This is a genomic window from Bacillus sp. GW823-FHT06A11 (genome assembly GCF_058795355.1).
In genome coordinates this window covers 544,334-563,391 of sequence record NZ_JBXAHS010000001.1, presented here as the reverse complement: position 1 = coordinate 563,391, position 19,058 = coordinate 544,334, and the positions used below count along the sequence as shown (strand labels likewise).

The following is a 19,058-nucleotide window of genomic DNA, read 5'->3' as shown; positions in this document are numbered from 1 at the left end:
GATGTATAATTATATTGGGCGATTTATATATAAGATTAATAGGGAGAGGAATTCGATAGAATGGAAAAAGCTTTAAAAATTAAACAAATAGTAGTCGTTTTAATAGCGATTGCCGCAGTAGCTATTGGGTATTACATGTTTCAATCAATTACTTCACCAGCAAAAGCTGTTGCGAAACAAGAAAATGTAGTGCAGCTTGCAAGTGAACAGCCGAAAGTTGAAATGAATAAAACGGCACCAAGTCGTTTTAATGGAAAAGAAAGAAAAGTTGCTTATCTTACATTTGACGATGGGCCAGGGAAATATACGGCTGAATTATTAAATACGCTAAAACAACATGATGCGAAGGCGACGTTCTTTTTAATTGGAGCGAATGTAAAAGAATTTCCTGATTTAGTGAAACGTGAAAATGCTGAGGGTCATTATGTAGGCATGCATAGTATGACACATAATTTCGCAAAGTTATATAAAAATGGCGAGTATGTAAATGAGATGAAAGAAGATCAAGGTTTAATCGCTAATATTATTGGGAAATCACCTAAATTAACACGTCCTCCATATGGTTCGATGCCTGGATTGAATGAAGGTCTTCGAAATAAAGTGGTAGAAGGCGGATTTAAAGTGTGGGATTGGACAATTGATTCATTAGATTGGAGATACAATAAAATGCCAGTTGATGCAGCTGCAGCACAAATTGCTCAAAACGTATTAACAAATGCAACAAAACCACAAGAAGTAATTTTAATGCATGATATTCACCCGCAATCAGTTGCTGCTGTGCCAGCAATTTTAAAGGGGCTAAAAGAAAAGGGTTATGAGTTTGAAGCTTATCATGAAGAGAGTCACTTCCCAGTGAACTTCTGGCATGATAACCGTATGTAATGGAGGAATGAACGTTGAAGTATGGAAAAGTAGCAGTAGTTGGAGCATTATCAGTAGGACTTTTAACAGGTTGTTTCGGTGAAAAGCCAGAAGAAAATCTATATACAGCTTTTGAAACAGCAGCAACACAAGAAAAATCTTTAGTGGATGAAGCAAAAAAATTAGAGCAGTTAGAGAAACAAGGGCAAGAATTATATGCTCAAATTTTGCAAGAAGGTAAAGATCATAATGAAGCAGTTGTGAAGAAAATAGAGCAAGCTACTGCAAATGTAGATGATCGTGAAAAAGTATTGAAAAGTGAAAAAGAAATGCTAGAAAAAGCACAGAAGGAAACGAAATCTGTTCAAAGTAATATAGAGAAGATTGAAGATATGAAGTTACAAAAACAAGCAAAAGCAGTAGAAGAGTCGTATAAAAATCGTTATGATGCATTCAAAAAGATGAATGAAAATTACACGAAAGTGTTAGCGACTGAAAAAGAACTGTATGAAAAATTAAAAGTAAAAGAAACGAAATTAAAAGAAATCGGTGAAAAAGTTAAAACTGTTAATGAATTAAATGTGGAAGCACAAAAGTCGAAAGAGCAGTTTAACAAATTTACAAAAGAGTATAATGACAGTAAATTAGCATTCTACAAAGATGCAGAAATTAAGATTAAAGATCAGAAATAAAGAAGAATCTAAAGTGTAATAAAAAGCCGGAGAAACATCGTTATAAATGTTTTTTCGGTTTTTTACGTTAAATGAATAGAAAAGACTGGAATTGATATCATAAAAGAGTTATAGTGAGTTATTCTAAGGGAAACATTGTAAAGTAAGGAGAATGGAAATATGTCATATGAATTTTTACTCAAATTAGGTTTAGCACTCTTTTTAGGATTATTCATCGGGATAGATAGGCAGCTAAAGAATAAACCACTTGGTGTGAAAACAAGTATGGTTATTTCTGTAGCAAGTTGTTTAATTACGATGGTTTCAATTGAATCTGTGCATGTATATTCTGTTCCAGGACATACAAATATGGATCCGATGCGACTGGCCGCTCAAATTGTTAGTGGAATTGGTTTTCTTGGCGCAGGTGTCATTTTACGAAGAAGTAATGATGTTATTTCTGGATTAACAACAGCTTCTATGGTGTGGGCTGCTTCAGCTTTAGGGATCGCAATTGGTGCGGGATTCTATTTACAAGCGACAGTTGCTATGGTTTTAATTATTTTAGCGATTAATGTACTTCCGCAACTTGTGAAAATTGCAGGACCGTATTCATTAAGACAAAAGGATTTATCTATAAAAATTACTGTTAAAGAGCATCATGAGTTAGATGGTATATTTAAGCAAATTAAAAATTTAGGCATGCATGTGAAACGCGTGAAAATTAAAGATATAGATAGTGGAGCATTTCAGCAACTGGAGATGGTTATTTTAGCTCCAGAAGATTTATATACAACAGAGTTATATAGTTCCCTGAAAGAGATTGATCGAGTAGTTTCAGTTGAAGTGGAAAGTAGATAATTGTGATAAAAAAGAGTGGAGTGAAAATTCACTCTTTTTTATTTGGATTTTTAAGGAATGAAATTGATATAATGATGAGTAACAAGGGGGAGAAATGATGGGAATACATATTAGAAGAGCAATAAAGGATGATATACCAGGTATAGCAAAGGTGCATGTTGATAGTTGGAAAACAACGTATAAAGGGATATTTGCTGACGAAATTCTAGATAATGTAGCATATGAGAAACGAGAAAAACAATGGGAAGATATTTTTCAAAAAGAAGGTAATCATCAATTTAGATTTGTAGCAGAGAATTTAAATGGAGACATAGTTGGATTCGTCGATGGGGGAGTAGAAAGAACTGGTACATATAATTGTGATGGAGAATTATATGCAATCTACCTTTTACAAGAGTATCAAGGAATGAAAATAGGACAAAAGTTATTTCAAGCTTTATTATCGGATTGTATAAACAATGATATGCAATCACTTTTAGTTTGGGTTGTTACGAATAATCCTTCTAAAAAGTTTTATGAAAAATTTAACCCTGAAAAAATTGATACGAAATTTTTAGAGAGAGTAAGGGTAGAAGAAACAGCGTATTGTTGGAGAGATTTGAATTTGTTATACAAAAAGTTATATAGATTTGCTTAAATAATATTATTATGTAAACTTTATGTTTGAAAGAGGTATACCAATTAAGGTATACCTCTTTTGTTTAACAATTTTGGATAGATTACTAATGAAAAATAGTAAGTATGTAGTTTGAAACTGAGTATTTTTTTTCTTGTATTTTTAACTAGATTAAAGAAAAGAGAGAAAACAAGAAAAATTAAATCAGATAAAAAAATTCTGAAATATACTCTTGAATTGAATATCATTATCAATTAGAATCATAATTGATAACGACATTCAATTATCGTTTATTATATAAAATTTCGATAGCTTTAATATAAAGAGGAGGACCAACATGCAGCATGCGAAACAAATCGCAGAACATGCAACATTACAAAGCTTTTTAAACTGTTATTTAAGAGAAACAGGGAGTGGAGAATGGATTACAGAGGATGAAAGAATGAAGATTATCTTCAGTAATACGTTGAATAGAGATACAGTCCCCACATATTTATGTTGTCGGCTATCGGCACAGAACGTTACTTTGTATGGAGAAGTTATATATAAATCATCAACAGATCGTCATTTGTTTGGAGAACAATTTTATTATCAAATTGGAGATAGTAATTCTGTTATTAAAGCAGATTACGTTACAGTTATTACATTTTTAATAAAAGAGATGTCTATCAACTACGGAGAAGGGACGAATCCTGCGGAACTTATGCTTCGAGTTATCCGTAGTTGTCAAAATATTGAGGAATTTACAAAGGAGAGAATAGAAGATACGTCCGCATTATACGGTTTCCATACAACTTTTATAGAAGCGGAGCAGTCTTTATTATTTGGGCATTTAACTCATCCTACACCAAAGAGTAGACAGGGGATATTGGATTGGAAAAATGCAATGTATTCTCCAGAATTAAAAGGAGAATGTCAGCTTCATTATTTTCGGGCCCATAAAAGTATAGTAAATGAAAAATCATTATTATCAGATTCTACAACAACGATTATAAAAGAAGAATTAAGTAATGATGAGATGGTTAGTAAGGAATTTATAGAGAAGTACTGTAAGGAAGATCAATATGCATTAATTCCAATTCATCCGCTTCAGGCAGAATGGCTCTTGCATCAAGCTTACGTACAAGATTGGATAGTTCAAGAATTGCTTGAGTATATTGGACCTGTAGGTAAGTATTATATGGCAACATCATCACTAAGGACACTGTATCATCCCGATTCGAAGTATATGCTTAAGTTTTCATTTCCGGTGAAAGTAACGAATTCAATGCGTATTAATAAACTGAAAGAACTTGAGAGTGGTCTTGAAGGGAAGGAAATGTTAAAGACGGCTATTGGTGAAGTACGAGAAAGATTTCCAGGCTTTGATTTTATTTGTGATCCAGCCTATATTACATTAAATTATGGAACACAAGAATCTGGATTTGAAGTGATTATTCGCGAGAACCCTTTTTATAGTGAACATGCAAACGACGCAACATTAATTGCTGGGCTAGTTCAAGACGCTATACCTGGGGAACGTACGCGGTTATCGAATATTATTCATCGCCTAGCAGATTTAGAAAGTAAAAGCTGTGAAGAAGTAAGCTTAGAGTGGTTTAGACGATATATGAATATTTCTTTAAAGCCAATGGTATGGATGTATTTACAGTATGGTGTTGCATTAGAAGCTCATCAGCAAAATAGCGTTGTTCAACTAAAAGATGGTTATCCGGTCAAATATTATTTCCGTGATAATCAAGGATTTTATTTCTGTAATTCAATGAAAGAGATGCTTAATAATGAATTAGTTGGTATTGGAGAACGTACTGGAAATTTATATGACGACTATATTGTGGATGAGAGATTTCGTTACTACTTAATTTTCAATCATATGTTTGGCCTCATTAATGGTTTTGGCACAGCAGGATTAATTAAGGAGGAAATTCTTCTCTCGGAATTAAGGTCTGTACTTGAATCATTCCTTCCGTATAACCGGGAACCTTCAACATTTTTAAGAGAATTATTGGACGAAGATAAGTTAGCGTGTAAAGCAAATTTACTAACGAGATTTTTCGATGTCGATGAGTTAAGTAATCCATTAGAGCAAGCAATTTATGTGCAAGTACATAATCCGCTCGTTAGAGAAGTGGCTGTTCGTTCATAAATAGCGTTAAAATTTCACGTAATACAAATAATGGTATTTTGTCATAAGGTGGAGGGTTTTATGAGAGTGGACATGTATCATACGAAAGTATTGAAGGCGCTCGAATCAGAAGATTACATTTCAGTACGAAGAAGAGTGCTACGTCAATTAGTAGAATCGTTAATTTATGAGGGGATTATTACACCGGTTCGCATAGAAAAAGAAGAACAGATTCTTTTTATAATACAAGGACTTGATGAAGAAGACAAAAGTGTCACGTACAAATGCTATGGCAGGGAACGGATGACATTTGGACGTATTTCGTTAGACTCATTAATAGTAAGAGTCCAAGATGAACAGCAAGAAATACAATCTGTCTCGCAATTTCTAGAAGAAGTTTTTCGGGTTGCTAGTGTAGAACAAGCTAAATTAGATTCTTTTATGCACGAATTAGAACAAACAATATTTAAAGACACGATTGCGCAATATGAAAGAAATAATAAGAAAGAATATACTCAAAAATCTTACGATGAGTTTGAAAGCCATTTAATAGACGGCCATCCATATCACCCTAGTTATAAAGCACGTGTTGGATTTCAATATCGTGACAATTTTCAATATGGATATGAATTTATGCAGCCAATAAAACTCATATGGATTGCAGCGCATAAGAATTATGCGACTGTAGGTTATGAGAATGAAGTGATGTATAACGACCTTTTAAAAGAGGAGATTGGCGATCGTAAATTAGAAGAGTTTATGGAACGAATTCGTAATAGGGGATGTTATCCAAAACAGTACGTGTTTATACCTGTTCACCCATGGCAGTGGGAGAATTTCATCATTTCAAATTATGGGGATCATATACAGGGTAATTTTATTATTTATTTAGGAACATCAGAGGACGATTATTGCGCGCAACAGTCAATGAGAACGTTAAGAAATATTACGAGTCCAAAGAAACCGTACGTTAAATTATCGATGAATTTACTCAACACTTCAACACTCCGTACACTGAAACCATACTCTGTTGTGAGTGCACCAGCAATATCAAATTGGTTAAATGATGTTGTAAGTAATGACGCCTATTTAATGGATGAAGCACGTTTAATCTTGTTAAGCGAGTTTTCAAGTGTAACGTATGACACGAATAAGAAAGCTATATATGGTTCATTAGGATGTATTTGGCGCGAAAGCATTCATAAGTATTTAGATGCACAAGAGGATGCAATTCCTTTTAATGGTTTATACGCTAAAGAGAAAGATGGTACACCAATTATTGATGCGTGGTTGAACAAATATGGAATGAAGGATTGGCTACAATTACTTATTCAAAAAGCGATAATACCAGTTATACATCTTGTTGTAGAGCATGGTATCGCACTGGAATCACATGGACAAAATATGATTCTAGTCCATAAAGAAGGGGTGCCTGTTCGTATTGCGTTAAAGGATTTTCATGAAGGGCTTGAGTTTTATCGTCCATATTTGAAAGAAGTTGACAAATGTCCCGACTTTACTAAAATGCATAAAACATATGCGAATGGAAAAATGAATGATTTCTTTGAAATGGATCGCATCGAATGTTTGCAAGAGATGGTGTTAGATGCACTATTCCTGTTTAATTTAGGAGAATTAGCATTCGTATTTGCGGATGAATATGGATTGAAAGAAGAACATTTTTGGATGATGGTTGTTGAAGAAATTGAAAATCATTTAAGAATATATCCACATTTGAAAGGTAGATTTGAAAATATTCAATTATATGCACCTACATTCTATGCTGAACAATTAACGAAACGTCGATTATATATGGATCTGGAATCGCTTGTTCATGAAGTTCCAAATCCATTGTATAGAGTAAGACAACTTATGAAACAAAAATCAGCTGTTACAGGGGGAAATTATGCTAATTGTTAATAAACAAGAGTATAGCAAAAGTGATTTTGAATTGAGATTACAAGTTTATGAGGAAATGGAACAATTTAAAGAAGCAGAAGGAAATAGATTTGCACTTTGTCTGAAAGATCCATTCGATATTATTACGATTGTGTTTTTCTTAAAAGAAAAGAAATCATCAGTATTACTTATACATGAAGATACACCAAAAGAAACAGCTATTGAAATGGCAAAGCGTGCAAATTGTGTAGGAATTTTATATGGAGAATATGGCGATTTTACAAAATTAGAAGTAGGGAACTTTTTACTAGAAGAGCCTTCTTTATTGCAATATAGTTCTGGAACTACAGGGGAACCGAAACTAATTCGTAGAGCATGGACGGAAGTTGATACGGAAATTACCGTTTATAATGAAGCTTTAAACTGTGAAGTAGATGAAGTGCCAATCGTTATGGCTCCTGTTTCACATTCATACGGACTAATATGTGGTACTTTATCAGCAATTAAGAGGGGGAGCCAGCCTGTAATCATTACGAATAAAAATCCTAAATTCGCATTAAATATAGTTCGCAATACAGAAAAACATATTATATATGCAGTACCACTTATGTTACACATTATGGGGAGTTTTCCATTAGGAGTGTTCCAGTTTCATAAAATTATGACATCAGGATCGCCTTTGCCAGAAGCACTATTTTATAAACTAAAAGAAATGACAACATATATGATGCAGCAATACGGTTGTTCTGAAGCAGGTTGTATTAGTATATGTCATGATATGAAAAGCCATTTAGATTTAGGAAACCCTCTACCTCATGTGAGTATAAGCATAGGTTCAGATGAAAAAGCACCGGAAGAAATCGTCGTGAAAATGAATGATAAGGAAATCTTCACGAAAGATTTAGGGTATAAATCTGAGCGTGGCATTCATTTTATGGGGCGTATGGACGATGTAATTAATGTTTCGGGATTAAAAGTCTTTCCTATAGAGGTAGAAGAAACGATGCTTCGATTGGAAGGTGTGCAAGAGGCAATTGTATATCGAGGGAAACATCCTGTGATGGGCGAAATAGTTAAAGCGAAAGTGATCTCTCATGTTGATCCAGTGAAAATAAGAGAATGGTGTATTCAACACTTACCTTCTTATAAAGTTCCGCATGAAATTGAAAGTGTAAATGAAATTCCTAAAAATAAAACTGGAAAAGTAAGTAGAAAGTTACTAGAGATGGGAGAGGTTACAACATGAGACGGGAAGCGTTAAAGAATGCCGTGTTAAAAATTATGATAGAAAAAATGGAACTGAAAAATGTAACGCATTTAGAAGAAACGATGCGCTTAAATCAAGATTTATATATAGATTCGGTAATGATGTTACAGCTTATTGTATACATAGAAATGGATGTAAAGCTATGCGTTCCAGAGGATGAGGTAGATCCAAAGGCATTTCTTACTGTAGGATCTTTGCTTGATTTTATGGAGGAGTTAGAGCCGTTACAGGAAGTAAATGTGAATAACTAACCTTTAGGAAAGTGGATGAGAGTATGACTTCAATTAAAGTGCACTGTTTAGTGAGTTGTTTTTGTGAAATTATAAAAAGGCGTAGCGACATTGATTTTCGTCCATTTTATTTTGGACTATGGGATGGAGATTTTGATATAACAGAAGGCGGAATTATTTCATATCACTCTGAAAACATTAACCATGATCATTATTTACTTTGGTTTGAAAAATTGTACGGTATTAAAGTAAACGAATGGTATGATCATGCAAAAAATAAAGATAGCAATGTAGAAACGTTTTTAGAATTAGTAGAAAACAAGCCGGAAAATCGTTATGTCATTGTAATGGTTGATATGTCTCTATTACCAGAGAGGGAAAATAAATTTCATCAAAAACCGTTTCCACATTATTTAATGATATCAAAAACAGAGAAAGAAGAAGAGTGGTTCATGCTAGATCCTGATTTTCGTTGGGAAGGAAATATGGAAAGAGAAAAAGTACTTCACTCTATTCAAGATAACCCATTTGGTGGAGGTTATTTCATTGATATAGAAGGAATTGGGGAGCCAACGCAAGAAACAGTAGCTAGTTATTTCGCAGAAACATTCAAAAAGAACGACAATGAACTGACTATGGAACTGAAAAATTTAATTGTAAAAATGGCAAATGAGGAAGAAGGATATGCGCTTTCTGGACTTGTAGCAGCAGTAAAACAAATACCAGTACTTGCAATTCGTAAATATAGTTATGAGCATGCCTTTGCATACTTCCGTGAAACGTTGCAATATTCGGAGCAAGAATTTGATTATTGGTGTGATCGGGTAGAGGATATTGTACAAGGATTTACAAATGTACAGTATCGTGCAATTAAAATGGCAATGACGAATAATAAAGGTATGCTAGTATCGATTATTGAAAAACTGGATGAAATGAATGCAATTGAACTGCAAATTAAGAAGGAATTAGAGAGACAGTTTCTATCATGGAAAGGTATGAAAACAAATCAATCTGTCGCAACTCTTTAATAAGCTAACTGAATTTAAGATAGGGGAGTTTAATACTATGAAATATTCGCTATGTACCATTTCATTTCGTCATCAATTAATTTCATTTACTGATATTGTTCAATTTGCATATGAAAACGGTTTTGAAGGAATTGAATTATGGGGGACGCATGCACAAAATTTGTACATGCAAGAACGTGAAACGACAGAACGAGAATTGAATTTTCTAAAGGATAAAAACTTAGAAATTACGATGATAAGTGATTACTTAGATATATCATTATCAGCAGATTTTGAAAAAACGATAGAGAAAAGTGAACAACTTGTAGTACTAGCTAATTGGTTTAATACGAATAAAATTCGCACGTTTGCTGGGCAAAAAGGGAGCAAGGACTTCTCGGAACAAGAGAGAAAAGAGTATGTGAAGCGAATACGTAAGATTTGTGATGTGTTTGCTCAGCACAATATGTATGTGCTGTTAGAAACACATCCCAATACACTAACGGACACATTGCCTTCTACTATAGAGTTATTAGAAGAAGTAAATCATCCGAATTTAAAAATAAATCTTGATTTTCTTCATATATGGGAGTCTGGCGCAGATCCAATAGACAGTTTCCAGCGATTAAAGCCGTGGACACTACATTACCATTTTAAGAATATATCTTCAGCGGATTATTTGCATGTGTTTGAACCTAATAATGTATATGCTGCAGCAGGAAGTCGTATAGGTATGGTTCCGTTATTTGAAGGTATTGTAAATTATGATGAGATTATTCAGGAAGTGAGAGGTACGGATCTTTTTGCTTCCTTAGAATGGTTTGGACATAATTCAAAAGAGATATTAAAAGAAGAAATGAAAGTATTAATAAATAGAAAATTAGAAGTAGTAACTTCGTAATGTGAAATGATGTTAGAGTCTCGTTTTAGAGGCTCTTTTTTTATGGTGAGAAATAACCAAAAATTACCATGTATTTTAATTTGAATTTAACACAATTTATATATAAATAAGGAGGTGATTGGTAATGGCTAGAAATCGTAATTCTAATCAATTAGCATCACATGGAGCACAAGCAGCTTTAGATCAAATGAAGTATGAAATTGCACAAGAGTTCGGTGTACAACTTGGAGCTGATACTTCTTCACGTGCAAATGGTTCTGTAGGCGGTGAAATCACAAAACGCCTAGTAGCGATGGCAGAACAACAGCTTGGTGGCGGATATACTCGCTAAATGTATAAGGTTATAGGAGAAAGGAAGGATTCTTCCTTTCTTTTTTTTTCAATTAATTGGTATGGATATATTGTGAACTGGATTCAAAGAATAGGAATAATACTATAATTTCCCCAATTTCTTTTGTTGTGAATGGGAAGTAGTAAAGATGTAATAGCCCTGGTGGAATGAAAAGTTACGTTCCAGCGGGGCTATTATATGGTAAGAAATATATGATGAAAGGTTTCGAAGCCAACATGTTAAAAAAAGAAAACTGTTGTTTAATTGCGCTTGCATCAGTTCCACTTGTTATGACATTAGGGAATTCAATGCTCATCCCAATTCTGCCGACTATTGAAAAGAAATTACATATTTCATCGTTTCAAGTATCCATGATTATTACAATTTACTCTATCGTAGCCATTCTACTTATACCGATTGCTGGTTATTTATCAGATAGATGGGGACGAAAGATGGTAATGGTTCCGAGTTTGCTGATTGCAGCTATAGGAGGAGCGATAACTGGTTGGGTATCTTGGAAAGTTGATAATCCCTACAATTGGATATTGATTGGTAGAGCGATTCAAGGTATTGGTGCTGCTGGTGCAATGCCAGTTGTTATACCGTGTGTTGGTGATTTATACAAAGACGAAAAACAAGTTAGTACAGGTTTAGGAATCATAGAAACATCCAATACATTTGGGAAAGTGCTGAGCCCTATTTTAGGGTCTGCTCTTGCAGCCGTTGTATGGTTCTTACCGTTTTGGGCGATTCCAGTTTTATGCGTAGTATCAATTGTTTTATTACTTGTTCTAGTAAAGGCAAAGAAACAAGAAGGAGAAGTACCACCACTTAAAGAGTTTATAAAATCTATTCTGTCTACGTTTCGAGAAAAAGGAAGATGGTTAATTGCCATTTTTGCATTAGGTGCAATTATTATGCTTATTTTATTCGGAATTCTCTTTTATTTGTCGACTATACTGGAATCAAAGTATGACATTCATGGTATATGGAAAGGGTGTGTGCTTGCTATCCCGTTACTTGTACTGTCACTTAGTTCATATATGGCCGGTAAAAAAATTGGAGATAATCAAAATGTTATGAAGAAGTGTATTTATATTGGTTTTTTAATGGCAGCTGCATCAGTCATCGTTCCTTTATTTATAAAAGGGATTTATTTACTACTTCTTTGTCTCGTTATTATGGGGATAGGAATTGGTATGGCACTCCCATGTTTAGATGCCCTCATTACACAAGGAATTGAAAAGGAGCAAAGGGGAACAGTTACGTCATTTTACAGTTCAATGCGATTTATCGGTGTAGCAGCTGGACCACCTTTATATTCTTTTTTCATGAAAGGGGCGGACCATGAAGTGTTTTATTTGACAAGTATTTTCGCTGCCATTGGTGCTGTCATAGCAATCATTTGGATTAAACCAGCAAAGGATGCAAAGGCGGTAAAACAGAAACCGGAACCTACTTCATAATTTGTAAGAGAATTGCATGATGTTTTGAGTAACATGCAATTCTCTTTCGTTCATTAAGAATAAATAACTTGTTTTAACATATAAAGTGCGACACCCCATATGATGAGACCAGAAAATTTATTTAATAATAAAATTGTCTTTCCGGTCGAGTCTAGTCTTTTTAGAAATTTCCCCGCTAAAGCTAAGCTTATAAACCAAATCCAAGAAACGATAATAGTTGCAAGTGTAAAAGCCCATTTTTCACTTCCTATGTATTGAATAGAATTTGTTCCAATTACACCGATTGTGTCTAAAATTGCATGTGGATTTAATAACGAAACGGATGCTGCGAAAAGGATTTGCTTTTTTAAGGGCATACTTTTTTCTTGTTTTACATCGTTGGAAGGGTTACTTCTCCAAATAACAAAGCCCATGTATAGGAGAAAGAAAAATCCAATTATATATAACGAGTTAGTTAGCCAAGAAAAAGTAAGGAGTACAAGGGAGACACCTTGCACTGCAATCAATATGAGTAACGTATCACATATAGAGGCAGTTAATACTACGGGAGCTGTCCTCCAAATGTTTGGTTGGCTCGCACCTTGGTTAAAGACAAAAACATTTTGTACACCTAATGGAATGATAAGTCCAAATGCAAGAATGATACCATGAATAATTGCTTCACTCATCATATTACCTCCTATTTTAATTCATTATGATAGTGTATATTGTATAGAAGAAATGAAAATTTGTATCCATCCATATGGTTGGGGAGGTTACCAACCAAAAAGAATATAAGGTGATATAATGGGAAGATTCGTTTGGAAACCGAATATGTCTCTAGCGACTCCGCTGTATAAACAAATAGAAACTTATATAAAAGAAAGGATCGTTAATGGAGAATGGACCGTTGGAACGAAATTACCTTCACAAAGAGAGTTGGCACATACATTTGGTGTGAATCGAAGCACAATTGTAATGGCTTTCGATGAACTAGTTGCAAAGGGATACATAGAAGGGAATGGCAGGAAAGGAACAATTGTTGTAAATAATAATGAGAATGCTTCAACTTACGCACCCCCGCCTAATTGGCAGTCTTATGTAGAAACAGGACTTCATTATCCGAATCTCCCAGCTATTCAGGAGATTAATCAAGCTGAATTTTATCCACATGTAATTCGATTAGGAACAGGTGAGCTCGCGCCGAGTCTCTTACCTGAGAAAAAGATGAAAGAAATTATGAATAAGCTTTTAAAGTCAAATGTGACGCTTGGGTATGAAGAGCCGAAAGGAAATTTTTATTTAAGGGAAAAGATTTCCGAATACTTAAAGGGGCATGGTGTATATGTATCTCCTGACTCTATATTAATTGTTTCAGGAGCAATTCAAGCGCTGCAACTTATCTCTATGGGGCTTCTTCCAAAAGGGGCATCCATCTTATTAGAAAAACCATCCTATTTATATTCGCTTAATGTTTTTCAATCCGCAGGAATGCGTTTCATTGGAATACCAATGGATGAGAACGGTTTAAATACATCATATATTACAAAATATAAGAAGCAATTTAATGCATCTATTTTATATACAATCCCGTCTTTTCATAATCCAACGAACTTTAGTATGAATGCGAAGAGACGAATAGAAGTGATGGAAATATGTAATGAAATTGGATTACCTATTATAGAGGACGCAGTGTATCAAGACTTATGGTTTGATGCACCTTGTTCGAAACCTTTAAAAGCCTATGATAAAAATGGAATCGTACTACATATTGGAAGCATGTCCAAAGTAATTAGTCCAGGGTTAAGAATTGGATGGATTGTTGGACCTGAGCCAGTAATTCAAAGATTGTCAGACATAAAAATGCAAACAGATTATGGTTCAAGCACTATATCCCAGCAAATTGCAGCAGAGTGGTTTACAAATGGTCTATATGATGAGCATTTGCGCTTTGTAAGAAGTGAATTGAAAAAACGAAGAGATTTTATGTTACTAATGTTAGATAAATATCTTCGTGAAATAGCAACTTGGCATGAACCAACAGGGGGATTTTATATATGGGTACATATAAAAGTACCCATTTCATATCGCAGTTTATTTGATAAAGCTCTGCAAGAAAAGGTTTTATTAAACCCAGGTACTTTATATGATAGAAGTGCAAATCAATTTTTGCGCCTATCGTATTCATACGCAACGTTAGAAGAAATTGAAATAGGTATAAAAAAACTTGCACAACTAATGAAAAAGTAAGAGGAGAAAGTAATGAAACAATATGTAATTTGCCAAATGATCAATGGAGAAAAATATTTAGCTGCTTATGCGGAGACGCAGCAAGAAGCAATTGAAAAAGCAGAACTGTTAGGATTAAGAACGGGAAATCGTTACATAGTTATTACTGCAGAAGAAGCCGAAGGGTTATCGTACCCTTAAACAATGTACGAGATTGTATAGGAAGTAAATAAGTCTAGTAATATAAGAAATTACTAGGCTTATTTACTATTAATTTGTCAAACGTTTTTGTATGCAAAATAATAATATTATGAGTCAAGTTGACGAAAAAATCGATTTGTCTTTCGGTCTTGATTTCCTTTTCTATATTCATCAATATATTGCCTAAAGTTCCAAGCTTGTAAAAATTTATTAGCAGAGTTATAACCAGAATTGTAAAGCCATTCTTTTTCTTCCTTTGTCAGTTCAAAATTAGTACTTGTAATCGTTCCTGTTGGAATTGTAATGGTTCTTGCTTTTGATTCGTTATCTAAATGACGTAAATCGTGAGCTTGCATCATTGTTTTAAATAGTCCTTTGAACATAGAAATAGGCTCGTTATAGTGAGCAGGGTCAGCTTGAATCTCATCTTTTACAAAATGAAATCCGAAAGTCGGCCAGCGAGGAGCGGTAGGTGAATCGAAGATCCAAATTGGATAATTACTTAGAATTCCTCCATCAACCATATAACAAGGCTGCTTCCATTTTGGAGTTCTCCATTTTACGGGTTCAAAGAAGAAGGGGATTGTACTACTCATTCTTACCGCTTTAGCGATAGAGAAGCGATAATTTAAAAATCCGTAGTTTGGTAAGTCGTCAGGAAAGACAACCATTTTACCATTACTGATATCAGAGGTGATAATTTTGAGTTTGTTTAGATCTGGTAAATCAGTAAATAAATGAACCCCTTTTTTTCGAAGTAATTCTTCAATCCATTCTTCTATAAATACATTAGAGTATATACCTAGAGTAGTCCATGCACTGAGTCCCTTACCGATAAAAGGAATTCTATCAATAAAAGTTCTTTTCGTAAATTTATTATAATCAATATCAGTTATAATCGTTTTTAACTCTGAACAAGAATATCCTGCCGCTAGGAGCGCTGCAATAATCGAACCAGCCGATGTACCAGCTACACGTTCCCATTCATAACCTTTTTCGGCTAACGCGCAAATTGCCCCAACATGCGCAATACCGCGCACACCGCCTCCTTCAAAAACACCATCAATCTTCATTAAACATACTTCCTTTCAAATAAAAGATTTGGAAATGGAAAAAAAGCACGTATTGTACGTGCTTTTTTTCAATAGTTTTTAAGTTTACTAGCAGCCTACAAAGCCGCCCCAACAGCTAGCTCCGATGATGATTAGAAGGATGAATAAAACGATTAATAAAGCGAAACCTCCGTAACCACAACCACCACAGCTACCGCCGTAACCGTAACCGCCGCAACTATATCCGTAACCCATGTGGAATTCCTCCTTATATTAAAAATAAAAATGAACGAGGGGAAAATGTACTGGAAGAACTAAAGAACTATCGTGTTTGTAGGAACAATGTATAGTATGCTTTTTTAAACTTGTTCGCGTACGAAGGATAAGCCCGTTTTTTGGAGGCTTGTTGATTTTGTAAAGAATGAAGTATAATCTTTGTACTATGATATAAATAAGTATGTAAATGTAAGGAGAATTTATGAATAAAAAAATTGAAGTGTTAATTGATAAATATGAACTAACACACTTGAAAGAGGAACTTATTAATACTGTATTTCCTTGTATAAAAGTTGTGCCAAAGCAGCAGGAAACTGTTGCGATAGGTAGTTCGAAAATGGGAGGAGTTCCTGATCTACCAGCTTTATTTGAATATCCAAAGCATAAAGGAAATCCACTACAATTTATCGCGCAATTTAACTTAAGTGATTTACAAAATGTTGGTATGGATCACAATCTTCCTAAGACGGGGATGCTGTATTTCTTTTGCATTGAAAATTATTTTGAAGAAAATGTGAATCTAACAGAGGCTGGGCGTGTACTTTATTATGATGTTCCTGTAGAGCAATTACGAAGAGAAAATGAAATACAAGCGAAATATAACCAGTGTGCAATTACTTTTGAACTGACATACAAATTACCAGAACTTTTCATTGAAGATGAGGCTGATTCAGATCGTTTCTTGCAATTACTTGAAGAGCTAATTCCAGATAACTATGATAACCATCAAATGTTTGGTGAGCCATTCTCTGTACAAGAAGAAGTGTTATATGAGACAGGAGAATATATGGGAGTAGACCCGCAGCAAATGACTCTTTTATTCCAAATTGATTCAGATCATAAAAATTGTAATATGGTTTGGGGAGAACTAGGGATGCTATATTTCTGTATTAGTAATGAAGATTTGAAAAATCAACGTTTTGAAAATACATGCTGTGTATTACAAACATGCTAATGAAAAAAGGTTGTTCTTTTAAAAAGAACAACCTTTTTATGTGAATTAGTTAATATGCATAATCTCATATGACCTATACGAAAAAGTATTGTATACTCTGAAACTATACGATACTTTTTCGTATAGTTATAGAATATAAGGAGTGACAAGATGGGAAAGACAATTAAGTATGTGACAGCTGCCGCACTTTGTTCAACTATAGTAATGGGAGGCTTACAAGCGTCATCTGTATCTTATGCAGCTACAAATCCGAATACGGTGACAGCACAATCAGATGTAAAGTTATTAGATGATTTCAGAAAAGAATTAAAAAAACAGATTGATAATCGAGAAGAAAATATTACAATCACATATAAAACAAAAGATAGAAATGCTAGAAATATTATGGATCAATTGTATGGTGAGTTTAATAAAATTGTAGATGCTGATGAGTATGTAAAATATAATGTAGCGTCTACTAGATATTCTATTAAAGGAATGCCAGGGGACTATACGTTTACACTGCAAGTAAAATACCGTGAATCAAAAGAACAAACTCAATATGTAAAAGCTCAGGCAAAATCAATTGTTGGATCAATTGTAAAACCAGGGATGGATGAGCATGAGAAAGTAAAAGCTATTCACGATTACGTTGTGAAGCATGTGTCTTATGATACGTCTTATCAAGCGTATACAGCATATGAAGCATTAGCGAATCGTTCTGCCGTTTGCCAAGGATATACATTATTAACGTATGAGTTGTTAAAAGAGGCAGGTATTCAAAATCATATTGTAACAGGCACAGGAAATGGACAAGCTCACGCGTGGAATTTAGTGAACATTGAAAACAAATGGTATCACCTAGATACTACATTTGATGATCCAGTACCAGATAAAGCAGGGCGTGTAACTTACTCATATTTTAATATGTCTGACGAACAGTTAAGTAAAGATCATGAATGGGATCGTAGCAAATATCCAGCGGCAACTACAAGTTATTTTGGTGAATTAACAAATAAAATAAAAGCTGGTAGCTCAAAAACTATTGTATATGAGCAGATGTTAAAAGAAACAAATTTACAATACTTATCTGCAGAATACGGAGCAGAAAATTATAATGAATTTAAGCAAAAGTTGCAGCAACAGTTTGCAGGCAAACCAGAAAAAGTAGAAGTACGATATAAGCAGTCCATGGATGGAACGATGCAAGATATAAAGAAAGTATTAAATGAAATAAATTGGCCAAAAGGTGCAAAGCGTGTGTCTTATCAAGTAGCACCTTATAGTGCACTGGCGGGTTATTCATTGGCGACAATTACATTTACGTATTAAGCAATGAGAAAGAGCATCTGTAAAAGATGCTCTTTTTATATTTGTTGATCACTTTAAAATATTGGGAATTATGTGATAAAATAAAAAGGAGAGGATGTGAATGCTGAATGAACTTGTTCGAAAGTAATATTTTTACATTGATATATACTTGTTTAGTAATCGGACTTATCGTTTTGTTTTTCATATCATTTACTTTGTTTATTAGAAGAGTATTACAAAGCAGCGTTGCAAAGAAACACCACGTGATTAATATGAACCAGAAGCTAGATCGAATTATTGAATTGCTTGAAAAAGATAAGAAATAGCGATAGAAGAAGTATGAAAAGGGGAAGAGAATGGCGAATTATATAAAAGAATTACGTGAAAAAGTAGGGCATGATTATGTTTTCTTAAACTTTGCCGGTGGTTGTGTATTTAATAAAGAAGGAGAAGTATTACTGCAAAAAAGAGGAGACTTTAACGCTTGGGGCTTTCCAGGTGGCGCAATGGAGATAGGAGAATCGGCTGCGGAAACTGCAATCCGAGAAATAAAAGAAGAAACCGGGTATGATGTAGAAATAAATGAGCTTATTGGAGTGTATACAAAATATTTTCAATCATATCCAAATGGAGACAAGGCACAGTCAATTGTGATGTGTTTTTCATGCTCAATAGTTGGGGACGACAAAAAAGTAGATGGTGATGAAACGTTGGATTTGAAGTTTTTCCCGTTAGACGACATGCCACCGTTATTTTGTAAACAGCATGAAGATTGCCTGCAAGATTTATTGGAGAAAAGAGTAGGGGTATATCGTTAACATATAAAAAAGAAGCTAAATGA

21 protein-coding genes are annotated in these 19,058 nt (G+C 34.2%); 18 read left to right on the top strand and 3 right to left on the bottom strand.

Annotation, left to right across the window (positions count from 1 at the left end; all coding sequences use genetic code 11):
• Window positions 1-60: 60 nt before the first annotated feature.
• The 12 genes from AC1Q8L_RS02705 to bcbE all read left to right on the top strand — a co-directional run bounded on the left by AC1Q8L_RS02705 (window position 61) and on the right by bcbE (window position 12,235).
• On the top strand, window positions 61-882 hold the full coding sequence (locus AC1Q8L_RS02705) for a peptidoglycan-N-acetylglucosamine deacetylase (RefSeq protein ID WP_000409484.1): 822 nt from the start codon (window positions 61-63) through the stop codon (window positions 880-882).
• Between the two features lie 14 nt (window positions 883-896).
• A complete protein-coding gene (locus AC1Q8L_RS02700; RefSeq protein WP_000873568.1) occupies window positions 897-1,553 on the top strand; it encodes a YkyA family protein in 657 nt (218 codons plus the stop codon).
• Window positions 1,554-1,712: 159 nt separating this feature from the next.
• Complete coding sequence (locus AC1Q8L_RS02695) at window positions 1,713-2,393, top strand: MgtC/SapB family protein (RefSeq protein WP_000119510.1); 681 nt, start codon at window positions 1,713-1,715, stop codon at window positions 2,391-2,393.
• A 94-nt stretch (window positions 2,394-2,487) separates the two neighbouring features.
• Window positions 2,488-3,030 carry a GNAT family N-acetyltransferase gene (locus tag AC1Q8L_RS02690; protein ID WP_061661211.1) on the top strand — a complete coding sequence of 181 codons (543 nt, stop codon included), beginning with the start codon at window positions 2,488-2,490 and terminating at the stop codon, window positions 3,028-3,030.
• A gap of 316 nt (window positions 3,031-3,346) precedes the next feature.
• On the top strand, window positions 3,347-5,155 hold the full coding sequence (locus AC1Q8L_RS02685; RefSeq protein ID WP_001163337.1) for an IucA/IucC family protein: 1,809 nt from the start codon (window positions 3,347-3,349) through the stop codon (window positions 5,153-5,155).
• Between the two features lie 60 nt (window positions 5,156-5,215).
• The gene (locus AC1Q8L_RS02680) at window positions 5,216-7,054 is read left to right on the top strand and encodes an IucA/IucC family protein (RefSeq protein ID WP_001261820.1); all 1,839 of its coding nucleotides are present in this window, start codon (window positions 5,216-5,218) and stop codon (window positions 7,052-7,054) included.
• Window positions 7,041-8,279, top strand: a complete 1,239-nt coding sequence (locus AC1Q8L_RS02675; protein WP_000909570.1) for an AMP-binding protein — start codon at window positions 7,041-7,043, stop codon at window positions 8,277-8,279. The genes AC1Q8L_RS02680 and AC1Q8L_RS02675 overlap by 14 nt, the downstream gene beginning before the upstream one ends.
• Entirely contained in the window at window positions 8,276-8,551 is a 276-nt protein-coding gene (gene asbD / locus AC1Q8L_RS02670; protein ID WP_001250560.1) for a petrobactin biosynthesis protein AsbD, read from the top strand. Before AC1Q8L_RS02675 ends, asbD begins: the two co-directional genes overlap by 4 nt.
• Window positions 8,552-8,574: 23 nt before the next feature.
• Complete coding sequence (locus AC1Q8L_RS02665; protein WP_000200710.1) at window positions 8,575-9,558, top strand: DUF6005 family protein; 984 nt, start codon at window positions 8,575-8,577, stop codon at window positions 9,556-9,558.
• Window positions 9,559-9,595: 37 nt separating this feature from the next.
• On the top strand, window positions 9,596-10,438 hold the full coding sequence (locus tag AC1Q8L_RS02660; RefSeq protein WP_000877683.1) for a sugar phosphate isomerase/epimerase family protein: 843 nt from the start codon (window positions 9,596-9,598) through the stop codon (window positions 10,436-10,438).
• A 124-nt stretch (window positions 10,439-10,562) separates the two neighbouring features.
• The gene (locus tag AC1Q8L_RS02655; protein WP_000113545.1) at window positions 10,563-10,769 is read left to right on the top strand and encodes an alpha/beta-type small acid-soluble spore protein; all 207 of its coding nucleotides are present in this window, start codon (window positions 10,563-10,565) and stop codon (window positions 10,767-10,769) included.
• 236 nt (window positions 10,770-11,005) lie between these two features.
• Window positions 11,006-12,235 (top strand): bacillibactin exporter BcbE, encoded by a 1,230-nt coding sequence (gene bcbE, locus AC1Q8L_RS02650; RefSeq protein WP_033667500.1) that lies wholly within the window; start codon window positions 11,006-11,008, stop codon window positions 12,233-12,235.
• Between the two features lie 53 nt (window positions 12,236-12,288).
• Here the strand turns inward: bcbE and AC1Q8L_RS02645 are convergent, their stop codons facing one another.
• Window positions 12,289-12,903 carry a LysE/ArgO family amino acid transporter gene (locus tag AC1Q8L_RS02645; RefSeq protein WP_001287316.1) on the bottom strand — a complete coding sequence of 205 codons (615 nt, stop codon included), beginning with the start codon at window positions 12,901-12,903 and terminating at the stop codon, window positions 12,289-12,291.
• 118 nt (window positions 12,904-13,021) lie between these two features.
• On the opposite strand from AC1Q8L_RS02645, the gene AC1Q8L_RS02640 reads away from it, so the two are divergent.
• A complete protein-coding gene (locus tag AC1Q8L_RS02640) occupies window positions 13,022-14,464 on the top strand; it encodes an aminotransferase-like domain-containing protein (protein ID WP_000532401.1) in 1,443 nt (480 codons plus the stop codon).
• A gap of 12 nt (window positions 14,465-14,476) precedes the next feature.
• Window positions 14,477-14,644 carry a DUF3933 family protein gene (locus AC1Q8L_RS02635; protein ID WP_000816390.1) on the top strand — a complete coding sequence of 56 codons (168 nt, stop codon included), beginning with the start codon at window positions 14,477-14,479 and terminating at the stop codon, window positions 14,642-14,644.
• A gap of 107 nt (window positions 14,645-14,751) precedes the next feature.
• Here the strand turns inward: AC1Q8L_RS02635 and AC1Q8L_RS02630 are convergent, their stop codons facing one another.
• Window positions 14,752-15,717, bottom strand: a complete 966-nt coding sequence (locus AC1Q8L_RS02630; RefSeq protein ID WP_000686810.1) for a patatin-like phospholipase family protein — start codon at window positions 15,715-15,717, stop codon at window positions 14,752-14,754.
• Window positions 15,718-15,804: 87 nt separating this feature from the next.
• Window positions 15,805-15,951 carry a YjcZ family sporulation protein gene (locus tag AC1Q8L_RS02625; protein ID WP_000540425.1) on the bottom strand — a complete coding sequence of 49 codons (147 nt, stop codon included), beginning with the start codon at window positions 15,949-15,951 and terminating at the stop codon, window positions 15,805-15,807.
• A 223-nt stretch (window positions 15,952-16,174) separates the two neighbouring features.
• Between AC1Q8L_RS02625 and AC1Q8L_RS02620 the strand changes: the two genes are divergently transcribed.
• The 4 genes from AC1Q8L_RS02620 (at window position 16,175) to AC1Q8L_RS02605 (ending at window position 19,035) form a co-directional block, all read left to right on the top strand.
• Window positions 16,175-16,927, top strand: coding sequence for a YwqG family protein (locus tag AC1Q8L_RS02620; protein ID WP_001034838.1), 753 nt, complete (start codon window positions 16,175-16,177; stop codon window positions 16,925-16,927).
• A 150-nt stretch (window positions 16,928-17,077) separates the two neighbouring features.
• Window positions 17,078-18,238 carry a transglutaminase domain-containing protein gene (locus AC1Q8L_RS02615; protein ID WP_000520634.1) on the top strand — a complete coding sequence of 387 codons (1,161 nt, stop codon included), beginning with the start codon at window positions 17,078-17,080 and terminating at the stop codon, window positions 18,236-18,238.
• A gap of 107 nt (window positions 18,239-18,345) precedes the next feature.
• Entirely contained in the window at window positions 18,346-18,543 is a 198-nt protein-coding gene (locus AC1Q8L_RS02610) for a DUF4083 domain-containing protein (protein ID WP_001048104.1), read from the top strand.
• 30 nt (window positions 18,544-18,573) lie between these two features.
• A complete protein-coding gene (locus AC1Q8L_RS02605; RefSeq protein WP_000024994.1) occupies window positions 18,574-19,035 on the top strand; it encodes an NUDIX hydrolase in 462 nt (153 codons plus the stop codon).
• Window positions 19,036-19,058 lie beyond the last annotated feature (23 nt).